The 16,313-nt window shown below is 43.7% G+C and carries 13 protein-coding genes and 1 pseudogene; 6 read left to right on the top strand and 8 right to left on the bottom strand.

The window, feature by feature from the left end:
- Positions 1 to 132 precede the first annotated feature (132 nt).
- Complete coding sequence (locus V5G28_RS29365) at positions 133 to 1,068, top strand: CHAT domain-containing protein (RefSeq protein WP_336231461.1); 936 nt, start codon at positions 133 to 135, stop codon at positions 1,066 to 1,068.
- Positions 1,069 to 1,500: 432 nt separating this feature from the next.
- Here V5G28_RS29365 and V5G28_RS29360 read toward each other — a convergent pair whose 3' ends face one another.
- From V5G28_RS29360 to V5G28_RS29325, 8 genes are all read right to left on the bottom strand, one after another.
- Entirely contained in the window at positions 1,501 to 2,022 is a 522-nt protein-coding gene (locus V5G28_RS29360; RefSeq protein ID WP_332997300.1) for a GNAT family N-acetyltransferase, read from the bottom strand.
- On the bottom strand, positions 2,023 to 2,340 hold the full coding sequence (locus tag V5G28_RS29355; RefSeq protein WP_332997298.1) for a type II toxin-antitoxin system TacA family antitoxin: 318 nt from the start codon (positions 2,338 to 2,340) through the stop codon (positions 2,023 to 2,025).
- Positions 2,341 to 2,509: 169 nt separating this feature from the next.
- Positions 2,510 to 3,286, bottom strand: coding sequence for a DUF928 domain-containing protein (locus tag V5G28_RS29350; protein WP_332997297.1), 777 nt, complete (start codon positions 3,284 to 3,286; stop codon positions 2,510 to 2,512).
- Positions 3,287 to 3,377: 91 nt separating this feature from the next.
- Complete coding sequence (locus tag V5G28_RS29345) at positions 3,378 to 5,720, bottom strand: CHASE2 domain-containing protein (RefSeq protein WP_332997295.1); 2,343 nt, start codon at positions 5,718 to 5,720, stop codon at positions 3,378 to 3,380.
- A gap of 22 nt (positions 5,721 to 5,742) precedes the next feature.
- Positions 5,743 to 6,705, bottom strand: a complete 963-nt coding sequence (locus tag V5G28_RS29340) for a DUF1822 family protein (protein WP_332997293.1) — start codon at positions 6,703 to 6,705, stop codon at positions 5,743 to 5,745.
- Positions 6,706 to 6,739: 34 nt separating this feature from the next.
- The gene (locus V5G28_RS29335) at positions 6,740 to 7,375 is read right to left on the bottom strand and encodes a sigma-70 family RNA polymerase sigma factor (RefSeq protein ID WP_332997291.1); all 636 of its coding nucleotides are present in this window, start codon (positions 7,373 to 7,375) and stop codon (positions 6,740 to 6,742) included.
- Positions 7,376 to 7,670: 295 nt separating this feature from the next.
- Positions 7,671 to 8,180 carry an ureidoglycolate lyase gene (locus tag V5G28_RS29330; RefSeq protein ID WP_332997289.1) on the bottom strand — a complete coding sequence of 170 codons (510 nt, stop codon included), beginning with the start codon at positions 8,178 to 8,180 and terminating at the stop codon, positions 7,671 to 7,673.
- A 240-nt stretch (positions 8,181 to 8,420) separates the two neighbouring features.
- The gene (locus tag V5G28_RS29325) at positions 8,421 to 8,861 is read right to left on the bottom strand and encodes a DoxX family protein (protein WP_332997287.1); all 441 of its coding nucleotides are present in this window, start codon (positions 8,859 to 8,861) and stop codon (positions 8,421 to 8,423) included.
- A 157-nt stretch (positions 8,862 to 9,018) separates the two neighbouring features.
- Between V5G28_RS29325 and V5G28_RS29320 the strand changes: the two genes are divergently transcribed.
- The 5 genes and pseudogenes from V5G28_RS29320 (at position 9,019) to V5G28_RS29300 (ending at position 15,511) form a co-directional block, all read left to right on the top strand.
- Complete coding sequence (locus V5G28_RS29320) at positions 9,019 to 10,062, top strand: BMP family protein (protein WP_332997285.1); 1,044 nt, start codon at positions 9,019 to 9,021, stop codon at positions 10,060 to 10,062.
- A gap of 409 nt (positions 10,063 to 10,471) precedes the next feature.
- A pseudogene (locus V5G28_RS29315) lies at positions 10,472 to 11,946 on the top strand (ABC transporter ATP-binding protein).
- A gap of 75 nt (positions 11,947 to 12,021) precedes the next feature.
- Positions 12,022 to 13,086 carry an ABC transporter permease gene (locus V5G28_RS29310; protein ID WP_332997283.1) on the top strand — a complete coding sequence of 355 codons (1,065 nt, stop codon included), beginning with the start codon at positions 12,022 to 12,024 and terminating at the stop codon, positions 13,084 to 13,086.
- A gap of 271 nt (positions 13,087 to 13,357) precedes the next feature.
- Complete coding sequence (locus tag V5G28_RS29305) at positions 13,358 to 14,566, top strand: family 10 glycosylhydrolase (protein WP_332997281.1); 1,209 nt, start codon at positions 13,358 to 13,360, stop codon at positions 14,564 to 14,566.
- Positions 14,567 to 14,572: 6 nt separating this feature from the next.
- The gene (locus V5G28_RS29300; RefSeq protein ID WP_332997278.1) at positions 14,573 to 15,511 is read left to right on the top strand and encodes an ABC transporter permease; all 939 of its coding nucleotides are present in this window, start codon (positions 14,573 to 14,575) and stop codon (positions 15,509 to 15,511) included.
- Positions 15,512 to 16,313: the final 802 nt, after the last annotated feature.

The raw sequence follows: 16,313 nt of genomic DNA, 5'->3' as shown, positions 1-16,313 counted from the left end.
CTGGATAACTTCTTTCGGGAAGCCTGTTTAGGTCCGTTATCCCAAATTGACCAAGTTATTGACCAAAAAGACGAAACAGCGGCAGCTATCTATCCAATTATTTTACCAGACCGACTAGAGGTCATTCTCAAGTTGCCGCAAAAGCCTTTGCTGCACTACGCTACTGCAGTCCCTCTAAGCCAAGTTGAAACCACGCTAAAACAACTCAGGCAAACCCTCACAGAACCTGACACTCAAGCAGAAGCTAAGTCTTTATCTCAACAGGTGTATAACTGGTTAATCAAACCCGCTGCAACTGAGTTAGCCCAAACGAAAGTAAGAACCTTGGTGTTTGTGCTGGATGGTTCTTTGCGGAATATCCCAATGGCAGCTCTTTACGACGGCAAACAGTATCTGATTGAGAAGTATAGCATTGCACTCACCCCAGGTCTGCAACTGGTTAACCCGAAACCATTGCAGGAGAAACAATTAAAGGCAATAGCCGCAGGATTGACTGAATCACGCCCCGGATTTTCTGCATTACCCAACGTCAAGCGCGAAATCGAGGAAATTCGCTCTTTTGTACCCAGCAGTATACTTCTTAACAAACAATTTACCAGTTCGGCTTTGCAAAACCAGATTAATTCTCTGCCTTTCCGTGTAGTTCATCTTGCAACTCATGGTCAGTTCAGCTCTAAGGCTGAGGAGACATTTATTGTGGCTTGGGATGACCGTATCTATGTTAAACAGTTGAATAACTTAGTGCGAACTCGAGACACCGCGAGACCCGAGGCGATTGAATTGCTTGTCCTGAGTGCCTGTGAAACAGCTACTGGTGACAATCGAGCTGCTTTGGGAATTGCTGGTGTAGCTGTACGGGCGGGAGCGCGTAGTACAATTGCTTCTCTATGGAACTTGAATGATGAGTCCGCCTCTGAGTTGATGAGTAAGTTTTACCAAGAGTTAGGAAACAAAGCCCTAACTAAAGCCGAAGCACTCCGCCGCGCCCAGTTAGCTCTTTTACAGAATCCTAAATATCAACGTCCGAGATACTGGGCTCCTTACATTTTATTGGGCAATTGGCTCTAGAAGATTATGGCGGTTCTCATTTGAACCACATACACCACCACGAATAAGCTGTTCCACATAAAAGTTGCATTATTTGGGCGGGCAAGATGCCCACCCCACAAGAATTTGAAAGAATTTAAATATGCAAACCAAATGTGCTTTAGCTTAATGTAGTCAGGACTTACGCAAAATACCTCTCAAACTCTCATTTCTCAGTGTCCTCTGTGCCTAGTAAGGTTTGATTCTTCCGTTACTTGTGCGTAAGTCCTAGTAGTAAAAGTGGGCGTTGCTGATTCCAGGGCGTGAAAATTATTTTCCATAATACCAAAATCCTTGTAGAGACGTGCCATGGCACGTCTCTACATCCGGATTCATACTTCAATTTAGCAACGCCTAAAAGTGCATGCACTTTCACTACAGCTGTGTACTGCGCGCAACCAAAAAGAGCGATAATTACGTGCTACTGCCAAACAATTTAGCAATAGTTGTCATTGATAAATACAAGCGCTGTGACTGCTCAGAAAACGGAATAAATTGATGGTGTTCGTAGAAATCACGCGCTTTGTCATCCTTTGCATCAACCACAACCGCCATTGAAGCAATCTCACTATTGAAGCTGCGCCGCAATGCATCCATCAAAAGAAACGAGCCGATTCCTTGCCCTTGATAGCGTTGGTCAACAGCGAGCCGCCCTAGGAGAGTAGCAGGAACAAGCGGGTATTTTGGCAATTTCTTGGTTATCTCCGGCGGTAATTCTGCCAAACGGATTGCCGTAGCAGCCAAGGTATAGTAGCCTGCTATTGAGTCGATATCTTGGTCAACCAGCACAAATAAAGCAGCTATTCTCCGCCGCATATCTTGGCTTGCTTGCTGTTTCAGATACCGATCAAGCGGTTCAACTCCACACTCAAAATCAGAACGGTTATGTTGAGCATCTAACGGCTCAACAACATAAGCAAACGGAGGAAACTTCACTCACAAAAGCCCGGTACTTTGTTTGTATCGTTGAGCTGCTGCCAATAATGCTGCTCCAGGCTCAGGGGGATTCAGTAAAGCTTCGACAAAGGCTTCACTGTCCCGCTTGGTCAAGCTAATCAGCGTGTGTTCCTGAATGGTACGCAGTGCAGCCGCTTGGGCGCTGCTGACAACAAAATCCGTCAGCGTCCTACCTTCTAGCTCGGCGGCTTGTTGGAGCAATTCTTTCTGTTCCCGCGTTAGTCTGGCTTCCAAGCGTTCAAGCTTACTATGCTTTGCTTCCCCTTTTACCCCATTTTTAGCATTCGGTGTGGTCATCTTACTCTCTATATTAGCTTCTCTTCTTAAGAATACGGCAAAATGCCGTACAAGACTACTAAGCTAAAGCACATTTGGTTTGCATATTTAAATTCTTTTAAATTCTTGTGGGGTGGGCATCTTGCCCGCCCAAATAATGCAACTTTTATGTGGAACAGCTTACTAGCACTTATGGTGTAATTGGTTCATTTGCCAAATCATTCAAACCAACGGCTTGCAACAGCGTTGCCCAAGAAGTCTCTTTCGGATCGCGACGACGCAGTTCCCCTGCCGTAGTCAACGCTTCAAACCAAATACCATTGGCAGCATAAAGAGCAACTCGCTCGCGTGGAGTAGCTTTCTCTAACTGACTATTGAGGGCGGGGTTGAGTGAGTTTCTTTGAATCCAACCTTCAACAAAAGCTGATGGTTGTTGCGCTTTGCAGTAAATCTTGAAAAACCAATGATACCGCTTGCCAATTAAGAGCGGTGCTACTGTCTGAGGAAGAGAGAAACTGATAACTCCTGGCGTTTGGGGCAGCGTGACATCGGTTTGGTAGACCAAGTTATCATCTTTGTCCTGCAATACAAACTTTCCAGGAGATGGTGGTTTATAAGGAATATAAAACCAAAAGGTGGGATGCGAGGCGGTTGTTGCTCCAAAAATCAATTGTGAATTTGAATAGACAGGCATTAAGGCTGTAAGCTGCTTGTTCCCTCCACCACAGCCACGGCTTCCTGCTTCTGCTCGCTGACCTGGTTCCCCGATGTCTGGTGGTGGAGGCGGTGCAGCGAAAATCAATGATTGGTTTAATTGTCCTCTAGGGTTTACTGTCGAGCTTTGCCCAATAACTAGAGAATTGACAGACTGTGCGTGCATTTGTGTGCAACTAAGGACTGCCCAACTGATAGCAAGGGTTCCCACTGCTGAACTAAAAATTGGACAAAGCTTCCCAAAACTACTCATTTTTCGACCTAACCAGTAACTTAGGTAGCGTTTCTCTCAATGGTTTGTGCCAGTCAGGGTAAGTTTAATTTTTTGCACAGGCAATTTAATCTCAATCATACCTCAAAGTTTCACAAGTAAGCTGTTGCTGACTCTGTTGTGAAGTAAGGTAAATCAGCACAGTGCCGCCAGTCACTACTAAAACCAAGGCTGACGGGACGAGGGGAACCCAACTGCCAGAGCACAAGAGGACTAAGCAAAGAAGGTATAAAATCAAGAGTGCGCCTCCACCTGTCAGTATGAGATATAACCCCGACCGAAAGCGCCAAGCAATTGCTCCTCCAACCACGGACCAACCCCAAACCCATAACACCTCGCCCCAAATAGGCAAAGCTGATAACAAAGGTCGCCCATCTTTAACCGCACTCACGATTTGACTAACCATTTGCGCTTGCACAATTACCCCTGGCATTTCCTGGTAAAACCCCTGCTGGGTACTGTAGGGTGTGGGAAGATAATCATGGACACTTTGAGCAGTAGTACCGATGAGGACAATTCGGTCTTTTACTTCTTCAAGCTTGAGCGCACCATTGAGAACGTCTCTAAGCGTGACTGTTGGGGCAATTTCTAAAGGAGAGCGGTAGGAGCGGTAATTCAGCAATATTTGATAGCCCCACGCATCCACTTGTTGATAGCCGCCCATTGGCACTCGCAACCGTTTAAATATGACGTTACCTAGCTGCAAATCCCCTTGGGGAGTGTACTTGGCAGAAATGCCCTCTTTTTGCAAGTAGTGGAATGCCAGTTGGGCGCTGAGGGCATAGGGCGTAATACAAGGGGATGTGGGGGCTGGTTTCATCGCTAATAAATGGCGACGCAAAACGCCGTCTGGGTCTTTGACTACATCGCTAAAGCCAAGGCGTGCTTGCGGAACCTCAGGAGGGGGTGCAATTCCTGGATGGTTGGAGGGGCGATCGCTCACTTTGCAAATCACAAAGAAGTTGTCATCAGTTTTCCAACGAGTGGTTAAAAAAGCCTGGTTAGGTTGTACTGGCTCATCACGATGAATATCCAAGCCGATGGCTCGCGGTTGGAGGGGTGCAAGTTTGTCCAACAGTCGTGCCAATGCCAAATTTGACAGCGAGCCACTTTTATGCCTCTGATCTGGCAGTTTAAAATCATCTTCAGTAACAGTGACTATCAACAGGCGCGAATCTTGCTTTTCTTCTGGACGCGATCGCATTAATTGGTCAAAAGTCTGCAATTCCCATGTTTGCAATCCTCCCAACTGCCTTATCCCAAGTATGCCTGCGGTTATTAGCACAGTTACTAGCAGCATAGTTGGGAGCCGGCGACTGTTGGGTTTGATTCGCGGTTTTGCCCAAGTCATTGGCACTACGCCAGGATGTTCGCAAATGACTGGCAACCAACTTGCACCAGGATATTCGTTTTCTAGCCCTCCGTGCAGTCTTTCTCTAGCAGTGCGAACCGCTGTATACAAAGACTGTCCAGAGGAAAAAACCTCCAGAAAATACTCTAAAAATTTTTGAGCCACTAAGTCCGGTACTGGCTCCCGCATAACAATTATTTGCGGAATATGCAAATCTTGTAACTCTCGTGCTAATCCCAACCCATCACAGGAGTTGAAAATCGCCAGTTGTAACCCATTGGCAACGGCATTTCTCAACGCATACTTGAGTTTATCAATTGTTAAGTATTCTGTTTGATTAATATAGATGCGACCAGTGCCATCTTCTGTCTTGCTATGACCGGCAAAAAATAGAATGTTCCACGGTTGGTTCCACAGCTGCTCGTTGATGTCTTGACGTTGAGGCTCTACCAAAAACGTCGTAGCAGCTAGTGGTAATTTTTCTAGCAACTGGCGGTCTTGCTGCACATCAATACCATCACTATCACCCAAAATCGCTAAAATTCTGACTTTCTTTCTATAGGTAGATGTCTGCAATGCAGCTGCCGCTTGTTCTGACTCTGGAACACTCAAGGCTACTTCAGCTAGTGGGTAATCCCGATCCACCAAATCCCACAAATGCCAGGGAAGTTTCTTGAGCTGTTCTGAAGTAGTGCGAATCAGCACCCGCACTTCGTCGTCGGGCATTAAGTATTTGAGCCATTTCTCGCGGATACGGCGAAACGACTCTGACAGTAACCAGTTATTTAGGAGCTTACGCAACTGATCAGCTAACTTATGACAGTCCTCGCGTCGCTTGGAGATGGAACCATCGTAAACGATTTTTTTGGCTTTGATGCGAGTAAATTTCCACAGACTACCATAGATTGACTGCCACTGATCAAGGGAAGTTACGATGTCTGGATTTGGAGGTAGGTAGCCAGCGATTTCTGTACTGGGGCGAAAGCCTTCTTCCCCAATCTCCAGCGTCACCCGCACCCCCTCCTCTAAATCGCCATCCAGCTTCAAAACAACTAACTTTCTCATTGGCAGCACCTCTATATTCGCTTCAGATGACAAAATTTTCTATAGTGCTGACATCTCCCAGAGCGAGTTTAACACTGAAACGTTCTCCTATCTCGCAACTAAACTCCAATTGAATATTCTTATTGGTGCTTCTAGTTTGAGCTTCCATGACAGATGCTCCATCACAATCCAACAATGTTAAATGGAGATTTGGTGGCAAATAATTTTCTTTGCTTGTGGGATGTACTTCCACGATAACGTCCATTTCCTGCTCATTGTCTGGAGTGAGAGTAACGACTAGAACGACGGCTTGCTGGGTCAAAAGTTTTCCCAAATCAATTAACTTGCCCCTGCTAACCAAATCGCCCTTAGTACTTCTAACGCTACTAGCTACATAGGCTGGTTGAATGCGTAAGAGAGCTTCAATTTCTTGCCACCCAGCATCAAAAATATTCTCAAGCCATTGCTTCAAGTTGACCAAATTATTATTTACTGTGAGCGAATCATCAGCTAATTTGGCTGTATTTAATTGAGTGAGATATTCTAAATAATCCAGTAAATCTTCCAAAGAATGCAGTTGACTGATTGATAATACATCATTTGATACTTCCTTGACAAATCCTAGCAACTTTGCTTCTCGAAATGATTTACTAATTTGCACAGCCACATAGCCGATTCGGTTTGACTGTGCTTCGGGTGGCACATAGACAAACTGTTCCCCTGACAACACCGGACGACATTCTAAGGAGCCTAAATTTTTTAGCGACAAATCAGCTACGTCCATAAGTAGATGCTGCACTGGGTTCCAACTGTCACTCGCTTCCAAGTCTGTCTCGAACCCCATGCATTGTAGATATGAATTCACAAAAGATACAGATAAAGTATTGAGACGGACTTGTTCGCCTTTTTCAGGTGTGGCTTGTTGTCTACATAACTGTTCAGCTAGCCGCCTAGTAGCTGGAGATATCGGTCCTGTAAATGTTAAAAAACCTGTTTTGTTGCTCATAATTTTTTGACCACCCGGTTAAATCATATGAAATCTACAAATATTCTCTTAATATAGGAGCAAATTTTTTCACACATCTTTGATAAAAATTATGTAATGATGAGATTCCAATTCGCCATTCGGCTGAGATGTCTTTCCAGGAAATTCCCGAATACCTTCGTCTAGCTATTTCTTGAAAATTTGCTTCCGGATGACCTTTTATATGCTCTTTGATAAAAATTCCTTCTGGGTCAGATTCTATACATTGAATGATTTGTTCATACAAAGACGTAGATTCAGAGTCGGAAACATTTTCTATGTGAGACTTGTCTAAACTTATTTCATTTTCTTGTCCTACAATTACGGGTATAGCCTCTGGAAAAAAGCGTTTAGTGAGTAGCATATTCACCCAAGTCATGACTTCGCCCCGTTCTGAGTCATATTTGCTAATATTGTCATCTCGACAAATATAAAAGAATAGACTTTGTACCGCTTCTTCATAAATATCTTGATAAAGTCGTTGAAATTGACCGCTATAGGGACGACAAAGTTTACCCGACAGCCAAATGGTATTGATGAGCTGTGTTAAAGCCATCCGCCGCTCCTTGGTTGCTTGTGGGTGTCGTTGGGCAAGAAGCGCTAAGTCTTTAAGTTGTGCATCTAACTCTTTTCTCGACGAGTCGTTAGTCATAAAAGACCTCGAATTTCATCGCACCTCGTTGCGAATCTCTATCTTTCTCAGCTAGAAAGCGCGACTTTTACACAAACTATTGTTGATTGTTACAAAACTTTTCATTTAGTCCCGATGTGAAACAGGTAATCCAGCGATTCGGGAAATGGCTGGAAGTGTTTACCGCACTTAGGCTACTGGGCTAGTCACGACTTACGTTGCAATCTGGTTCTTGCAAGCCCCAATCTCAGCCGTTAGGCAGGTTCGGGTTCATGACTATCACTCGTTCTGGAATTTGAGTAAGTTGGTAGAAGCGCTATGTCAATGACAAAATCTCAAACTCAAACTCCAGATTATGGCTGTTGAGAAAATTGTGAGTGAAATGATCCACCACATTTGTATCACTCAATTCCAAGTTGTAAAAATCCACAACCTCATGCTCAAAATAAGGTCCAGCGTGCCAAGTTCCTACCTCTAACTTGATAAAGCAATTTCCTGGAATGCGGAAAGCTGCCATATCTTCTAAAGATGGTTCATCAATATTATTATTAGGAGGACAAACCGCAATTAACCAGTCCTTCCCTTCCAGTGAACCCAAACATTGAGTACATTGCACATGGCGAGTGATAGTGTGAAATTTGCGTCCTCTACGGTGTAGCTGCATGATATAAAAGCGGGGGATACCTCTGTCAAGTACGAGTTGAGCATCTTCTGCATCAAAGGATTTACCGTCTTTACTGGGAAAAATGACCTGTCCATATCGACGAAAATTTTCCGGCGTTATCCATTCAGCCCGCAATTGTTGAACTGTCTTTGATGTACTCATATCAAACCTGCTTGCACCCACATTATTTTACCCTTGATTTCCTCTCCTTTGAGAGGATGTTTGTAAAGTACCAAGTTATATCGAGATCCCCCCTAGCCCCCCTTCTTAAGGGGGGAAAATAATTTCAAAGTCCCCCTTTTTAAGGGGGATTTAGGGGGATCATCGATAAATTTTGGTACAATACGACACTTTCCAAACATCCTTTTAGGAGAGGGTTAAACAAAAGTCTGCGAAAACGACTCACTTTAATTCCTGCAGTTGTTTGGGAATGAGTGACTTGGGAATGATAGAAGCTTGTTTTTCAGGATCTGAAGGTTTTGTATACAACCAAGCCCAAGCAATTAAAACTGCCTGAAAGGGAAGCCTGATAACATGTAGCCAGGGTGAATTTGGTATATGGTCAATTTTAATCAGATTTACTGCCATATTAATATTGGATGGATAAACAGCAATAAAAAGAACAAGTAGTCCCCAAGCAGCAGCTTGACTTACAGGCGGAACTAATAACCCGATACCACCCAAGATTTCATAAAAGCCACTCAGATAAACTATTTCTAAAGGGTAGGGCAGTTGCGGCGGCACAATTCTGACATACTGGTCAGCAGATGTAAAGTGCGTCACTCCGGCTACAATCATACATAGCGCTAGGATGACACGAAAAATTTCCTTGAGATTGTTCATCTATTCCCTTGACTTTATAGTTGCGTCTACTTCTTCAGTTTGTTTGGCTTCAGGTCACTACGTCTTCAGCCAACAGTGGGAAAAATGAACGAGGAGGTAGGGGAATGAAGCAGATATAGTAATCAATAACAACGATTACCCATCTCAAGGCTAATGTATGACGGTAAATTTTAGTAGGCGTAAATTTCTTTTGTATGGTTCAGCTACCTTCAGTACCAGTTTACTGCTGAAAGCTTGCAGTAGCAACTCAACAACGACAGGGGGTAGCCCAGGGTTTAAGATAGCGATCGCCCTCCCTGGAGTCATCAGCGATCAAGCCTGGAACCAATCTGGTTACGAAGGCGTACAGCTTGCTAAACAAAAGCTGGGTGCAGAAACATCCTATGTAGAACAAATAGCACAAGCAGACCAAACCGAAGTTCTCTCAGATTTTGCACGTCGGGGCTATAACCTAGTATTTGCCCACGGGGGACAATTTGATGCTGCTATTCAACAAGTTGCGCCGCAGTTCCCCAACACTTTCTTTGTCGGTGTCAATGGTGCTGTGAACGGTTCCAACATCGCTGCTTTGCGAATTGACCATTTGCAAGCGAGTTATCTCTGCGGAATCATCGCTGCATCAATGACCAAATCCAATCAACTCGCTTACATTGCAGGACAACAATTTGATGCTACCCAACAAGAACTACGCGGCTTTGAATTAGGAGCAAAATCTCTGAAGCCAGATATCAGAATTAGTTCTACATTCACGGGTGACTGGAACGATGTCGCCAAGGCAAAAGAAGCCACTCTTGCAATAATTTCTTCTGGCACTGATGTCATCTATCAATGGTTAGATAGCGCTTCTGCTGCCGTTTTGCAAACTGCAAGTGACAAAGGGGTTTATGCTTTTGGTAACACGAAAGACCAGTTAGAAATTGCACCCAAAGGAGTTTTAACAAGTGCGGTAAAGCGGCTGGATTTAGCGATCGCCTATTTAGCAGAACTAGCAAAACAAAATCAACTCAAAGGTCAAATTTACACAATAGGTTTAGAAAAACCAGATATTTTATCTTTAGGAAAATTTGGGGCGATGGTTCCCGAACCACTCAAACAAAAAGCACTCAATACAAAAGAGGAAATTGTTGCTAAAAAAATCACCTTTGAAAAATGCCAACAAGCTGGCAAAGATACCCGGTGCGTTAAAAAAACCACAGCTTAAAATCTCATTTGATAGCGGTTTGTAACCCTTGTAAGGTACACAAAGAAATAATGAACCACAGATGGACAACGGACACTTGCGGGGCTGTCGGGGAACCCGCCCACAGCAGTGTCCTCCAGATGGACACAGATAAATAATTACTTCATTCAAATGGAAAGCGCTATATTTTTCGTTCCTATCTAACTTGAAAATACATCAGTGTGACCCCACCCCTAACCCCTCCCCCTCCGGGTATGCGCAAAGCGCACGCAATCATGCGAACGCCAGTCGCCTACGGCGGGAAACCCGCCTGCAGCGCTGGACTCACCGCATGCGGGGAGGGGAAAAACTCCCCCTCTCTGCTTGCGGAGAGGGGGCTGGGGGGTGAGGTTTTTCTCTACCTTTTCTCTTGCCTAGTGCGGTTTGTTATATGTCTTATTTACGCTTAGAAGGAATTAGCAAAAGCTTTGGCTCATTCATTGCCAATGACAACATCAACCTCACTGTTGAACCAGGAACAATTCACGCCATCCTAGGCGAAAATGGGGCTGGTAAAACCACTTTAATGAACATTATTAGTGGTCTTTATCAACCAGATGCAGGTCAAATATATCTACAAGAAAAACCAGTAAAAATATCTTCATCAAATGCAGCAATTGAATTAGGTATTGGCATGATTTACCAACATTTCATGCTAGTTCCCCAGTTAACTGTAACAGAAAACATCATCCTAGGAACATTGAATCACTGGCGTTTAAATCTGCGTCAAAAGCAACAAGAAATCGCTGCTTTATCCCAAGCTTATAGATTAACAGTTGACCCTGCTGCTAAAGTAGGAAATCTGCCAGTAGGGGCGCAACAGCGAGTCGAAATCTCAAAGTTCTCTACCGGAAAGCAAAATTGTTGATTCTTGATGAACCAACAGCAGTGCTGACACCAAGAGAAGTAGAATCATTAATTGCTATTTTGCGACAACTCGCAGCAGATGGACACACAATTATTTTTATCAGCCACAAATTGGATGAGGTTATGAACCTATGTGACACAGTAACTGTGTTGGCGACGCGGAAGGTAGTAGCAAATACAACTACCAAAGAAGAAGCGACGCCTCAACAGTTAGCTGAATTAATGGTGGGGCGCGAGGTGGCTTTACGGTTGGACAAAACTCCTGCTTCTCCTGGAAAGGTGGTTTTGTCAGTGCAAAATTTACAAGTTGAGGATGACAGGGGTGCGATCGCTGTCCGCAATGTATCTTTTGAAATGCGGGCGGGAGAAATTCTGGGTATTGCAGGTGTAGATGGTAATGGACAGCGAGAATTAGCAGATGCAATCACTGGTGTGCGAACTGTCAAGGCTGGAAAAATTGAACTGATACAGAACCCCTCCTCACAAGCCGGGGTGGGATACATCCCGGAAGATAGGCAAAAAATGGGTTTGGTGTTGCAGTTCAATATTGCTCAAAATCTCATTTTGAAAGCTTTTAAAAAATTACCGTTTTGTCGTCGCTTTTTATTGCAGAAGGAAGCAATCAGCAATAATGCTAAGTCTGCAATGCAAGAATTTGATATCCGGGCGACAAGTGAAGGTGTGAAAGTCAGTCAGCTTTCGGGGGGAAATCAGCAAAAGGTAGTGCTGGCGCGGGAACTGGCGAGAGAACCAATGTTAATAGTAGCTATGCAACCAACGCGGGGGCTGGATGTGGGGGCGACGGAAGCAGTACAGTTGCAGTTGTTAGCCGAACGCGATCGCGGTGCGGCTATTTTGTACATTTCTACCGAATTGGAGGAAGTTATGGCAATAAGCGATCGCATTGCGGTGATGTACACAGGTGAGTTTGTGGGTGTTTTGGATGCGACGACAGCAACGGTGGAGGAAATCGGGTTTTTGATGGGTGGGGGAAGGTAAGCAATTCAAAATACCCTGCGGGAAGCCGCCCTTCGGGCGTCTACAAAATTCAAAATTCAAAAATGTAAAACTCAGATGACTACAACGAATCGGATTCAACCTCTGCTGCTACCAATCTTACCTCCCGTAATTGCGATCGCATCGGCGTTACTCGTTGGTGCAATTCTGATCTTAGTTGCTGGGGCAAATCCCATCGCAGCATATACGGCTTTGTTTCAAGAATCTCTTTCTACCTACTTTGGATTTGGCAACACTGTTACCAAGATAGTACCGCTGTTGCTAACCAGTTTAGGGGTATTGGTGGCTTTGCGTGCAGGTCAATTTAATATTGGTGGGGAAGGGCAAATTTACCTGGGTGCTTTGGGGAGTGCGTTGATAGGGTTGTATGTGCAGGGATTACCTGCTGTGATTCATGTACCACTGGCGTTGCTTGCAGGATTTCTCTTTGGTGGAGTTTGGGGTTTGATTCCAGGTTATCTCAAGGCGGTACGCGGGATAAATGAAGTCATCACCACGTTGCTATTGAACTACATCGCCTTTAACTTTATTAGTTACCTCGTTCAGAACCCCTTGAAGCAACCGGGTGCGCCTAGTCCTTATTCACCACTGATTGCTAAATCTGCTCAACTACCGATTATTTTACCAGGGAGTTTCGCCCATGCGGGGATTTTACTGGCGTTAGTTGCAGCAGTCATTGTATGGGTTTTGCTCGTACTATCACCTATAGGCTACCAAATCGCTGCCGTGGGATTTAACCCTATTGCTTCCCGTTATAGTGGTATTTCTGTCGAACGCACCATCATGCTGGTAATGGCGTTGGCGGGTGGTTTAGCTGGGTTGGCGGGTGCAACTGAAGTGATGGGGTTGAAATATCGGTTGTTTGAGCAAGTTTCCTCTGGTTATGGGTTTGATGCGATCGCGATCGCATTTCTCAGTCGTGGTAGTGTTTTCGGTGTCGTGCTGACTTCCCTGTTTTTTGGTGCGCTTCGCAGTGGTGCGAATGTGATGCAGCGCAGTGCAGGAGTTCCAGTGACTGTGGTTTACGCTATTCAGGGTTTGACTGTACTGTTTATTGCCATTAGTCTGGCTCTAGAACACCGTATCAAAAATAGACCTCTTGCAGGAATAGTGGAAAGATGAAAATGTCTTCGCTAAAGCGCTTAAGTAAGTAGGCGAGAAAAAATTAAACAAAATTAAACTATATAAAGAAAAGTAAAGCTTGGAAACTAGCTTGTAGTAAGCCCTTTAGCGCTTTAGGGCTTACTACATACCGTTCGGAGTTCGGCGAGGCTCACTCGAGCGTTCGACTGAGCGCTCACGCCGAAGTCCGCTAAGCTCACGGCGAAGCCTTTAATTATTTACACTGAAGTACTTATATAAATCAAACTCACCAGTCAAGCATCATATTATTATGTCGAGCCAAAAGAAACAGCCAAATGGATGTGGATGCTTAAATATACCGATATCTCTAATTCTTGTTATTTTCGGAGGTGGTTATTGGTGGTTTAGCCAGAAAAGCAATTTAGACATCAGCAAGTTTTTAGCGAAAATTCAACAAATAAATATTCCTTTCTTAAATCCGATTCCAACTCCTACTTCAACTGTCAACCCAAATATTTATTTAACTCCCACTCCCTCCTTATCAAGCCCTTCAAATCTCACTCCCAATAATAAACAACCTTTCCCTAAAACAAGAACACCTCAAACAACAGCATTACCACAAACCCCTTGGGAGAAAAAAGTCATTAGAGGAATTTATTTAAGTCGCTACCAAGTTACCAATAATGCCGACGAAAAAACGATTCGTGAGAGAGTTCGTTACTATCGCTCTCAAGGAATTAATACTATTATTCACGGTGTTTGGGGTAATGGTTGTACGATGTACAATAGTGAGGTGATGCAGCAAACCCTGGGATATAGAAGTTGTCCAAACCAGTTTCAAGAACAATGGTTAGATTGGTTGATTGATGAGGCACACAAACAGGGAATGCAAGTACATGCTTATTTTGAAAAAGGCATTAAGATAGATAAAAACAGTCCAATTTATGATTTAGCAACTTCTCGGAGATGGATTGTTCCTGGTGTGGATAAAACGTACGTTGGCATTGATCATTATGTCCTTGATGTGCAGATTCCTGAGGTTGCTAGTTTCTTTAAAAATATCTTAGTAGAGTTCGTTCAAAAATATCCAAAGATTGATGCAGTTCAATGGGATGATTATCTAGGTTATTATGCTGAATTACCAGGTAAAGTTGATCGCACCTCTAATTTAACTAATTTGTTACAAGAAATGATAACTGCAATGAAACAAGCTAACTCGACCGTTAGTTTTGATATTTGTCATCATAACCCTTATTGGGCTAAACGATATTTCGCTGCGGATTGGCAGAATTGGAATGTTGATCGAGTGTTTATTCAAGCTTATAATGAGGCGAATTTTCAAGAAGAATTAAATTATGCCAAAAATTATGCGGGAATTGCCATTACTGACCGACAATTACATCGCTTAAAAGAATTAGTAGATAACCAGGCAATCAAGAGTATTTTAGTTTTCCCTCTGTCTGGAAAACCAGAAGAAACAGCTTCTAGCTTAAAAAGCTTGACGCAAAACAACAAGTAAGATGTGATGAATAACATAAACTTCTTCTCAGACTACCTCGTTTCTAGCCTCCGTCTTGCAGTTCCCCTAGCATTTGCCGCACTGGGTGGACTTTTTTCGGAACGATCGGGGGTACTGAATATTGCCTTAGAGGGAATGTTGCTCACTGGTGCATTTACTAGTGCTGTTGCCAGTTTTTACACTGGTAATGTCTTGCTTAGTGTCTTTGCTTCTCTGATTGCTGGGGGATTGGTGGGACTACTCCATGCTTTCTTATCCGTAACTTTACGGGTTGACCAGTTGGTGTCAGGGTTAGCAATTAATCTTGTTGCCGCTGGGTTAACATCGTTTTTATCACGCTTGGTGTTTGGTGGTAGTAGCGCCCAGCGCATACCTGGAATTGAACCAATTATGATTCCTGGTCTTGCGAATATTCCCCTTGTCGGACCTTTACTATTCCAGCAAGACATTCTCGTATATTTACTGTTGTTTTTAGTTTTTCTCAGCACCTATATTTTGTTTAGTACCAGCCCGGGTCTTACCTTACGAGCTGTAGGGGAATATCCTAAGGCTGCTGATACTGCTGGGGTGTCAGTGCAACAGGTGCGTTACCTTGCTGTGGTAGTCAGTGGTTGTCTAGCTGCGTTGGGAGGTGCTTATTTAACTTTAGTGCAGGTAAAATACTTTGCTGAGGGAATGAGTGCTGGAAAAGGTTTTATTGCGATCGCTGCCTTAATTTTTGGCAGATGGCATCCTATAGGAACTGCGTTGGCTTGCTTGTTGTTTGGTGCTACGGAAGCTTTGCAGTTGCGAATTCAGGCATTGAATGCAAATATTCCTTATCAATTTTTGATTATGCTACCGTACATAACAGCTCTGCTTGCCCTGGTTGGATTAGCTGGTCAACAATCTACACCTCCAGCAGCTTTGGGAGTCCCCTACTTCAAACAAAACCGACACCAATAGGACTTACGCACTGTACAAAAAAACCGAATTATGATATTTGCGATTGCCTTTGGCACTGGAAAGAAGTGCAATCGTGAGGGAAGCATTGTCTGTATCTGCAGATCAATTGCACTGCGGCTGCGTTCCGGTTTCAGCTATCTACAATCCACGTTCCATCTGAATTAAGTGCATAAGTTGATTTCACTTACACCTACTTAAGAATGCAGCTATGAGGACTTATGTCTTCTAGGTTCAAAACGCTACTAAGTTGAGGTGATTTATGTAGAGATGCACTATGGCAAGTCCCACACACAATCAAAATTTTGGCATCACTCCTAATCAAGAGTCATGCTCTATAAAATTTAACCACAGCTAACCAAAGCTAAATTTTTTTCAAAAAAGACTTGACGAAATACACACCTAACATGATGATATTTGCTTAATGTTGCCACTAGCTCTTCGTGTCCTTCCCTGGATACCAGCGCAGACACCAAGCCTTGTGAGTCACAGACGAGTCACTCCATCTCAAGCCGCTAACAGCCGCCTGAAGGAAGCCTCGTACATCTTGCTAACAGGGTAACCTTCCTAAAAACGAGTTTTTTAGTCACGAGGGTTTTGATGTATGGTCCTTCTTTAAAGGTGAGGAATAATTTATGTCCGTGCAGCCTTTTGTTTTAGTTGTAGAACAAGATCTACACTATTTAGAACTTCTCAATGGTCACCTGAAGTTACTCAATGTATCGTGTATTTGTGCTAAACAAGGAATCAAAGCTTTGATTTTGTCACAAACACACCAACCAGATTTAATCCTGCTCGATATTGC

The organism is Scytonema sp. PRP1 (genome assembly GCF_036697665.2).
GTDB lineage: Bacteria > Cyanobacteriota > Cyanobacteriia > Cyanobacteriales > Nostocaceae > Kalymmatonema > Kalymmatonema gypsitolerans.
This window is presented reverse-complemented; position numbering and strand designations above follow the sequence as displayed.

Excerpts from the sequence above, each read along its gene's own strand:
- V5G28_RS29335 (WP_332997291.1), bottom strand. The coding sequence starts at position 7,375 with ATGACTAACGACTCGTCGAGAAAAGAGTTAGATGCACAACTTAAAGAC.
- V5G28_RS29320 (WP_332997285.1), top strand. The coding sequence starts at position 9,019 with ATGACGGTAAATTTTAGTAGGCGTAAATTTCTTTTGTATGGTTCAGCT.
- V5G28_RS29345 (WP_332997295.1), bottom strand. The coding sequence starts at position 5,720 with ATGAGAAAGTTAGTTGTTTTGAAGCTGGATGGCGATTTAGAGGAGGGG.
- V5G28_RS29355 (WP_332997298.1), bottom strand. The coding sequence starts at position 2,340 with ATGACCACACCGAATGCTAAAAATGGGGTAAAAGGGGAAGCAAAGCAT.
- V5G28_RS29305 (WP_332997281.1), top strand. The coding sequence starts at position 13,358 with ATGTCGAGCCAAAAGAAACAGCCAAATGGATGTGGATGCTTAAATATA.
- V5G28_RS29350 (WP_332997297.1), bottom strand. The coding sequence starts at position 3,286 with ATGAGTAGTTTTGGGAAGCTTTGTCCAATTTTTAGTTCAGCAGTGGGA.
- V5G28_RS29300 (WP_332997278.1), top strand. The coding sequence starts at position 14,573 with ATGAATAACATAAACTTCTTCTCAGACTACCTCGTTTCTAGCCTCCGT.
- V5G28_RS29340 (WP_332997293.1), bottom strand. The coding sequence starts at position 6,705 with ATGAGCAACAAAACAGGTTTTTTAACATTTACAGGACCGATATCTCCA.
- V5G28_RS29310 (WP_332997283.1), top strand. The coding sequence starts at position 12,022 with ATGACTACAACGAATCGGATTCAACCTCTGCTGCTACCAATCTTACCT.
- V5G28_RS29330 (WP_332997289.1), bottom strand. The coding sequence starts at position 8,180 with ATGAGTACATCAAAGACAGTTCAACAATTGCGGGCTGAATGGATAACG.
- V5G28_RS29325 (WP_332997287.1), bottom strand. The coding sequence starts at position 8,861 with ATGAACAATCTCAAGGAAATTTTTCGTGTCATCCTAGCGCTATGTATG.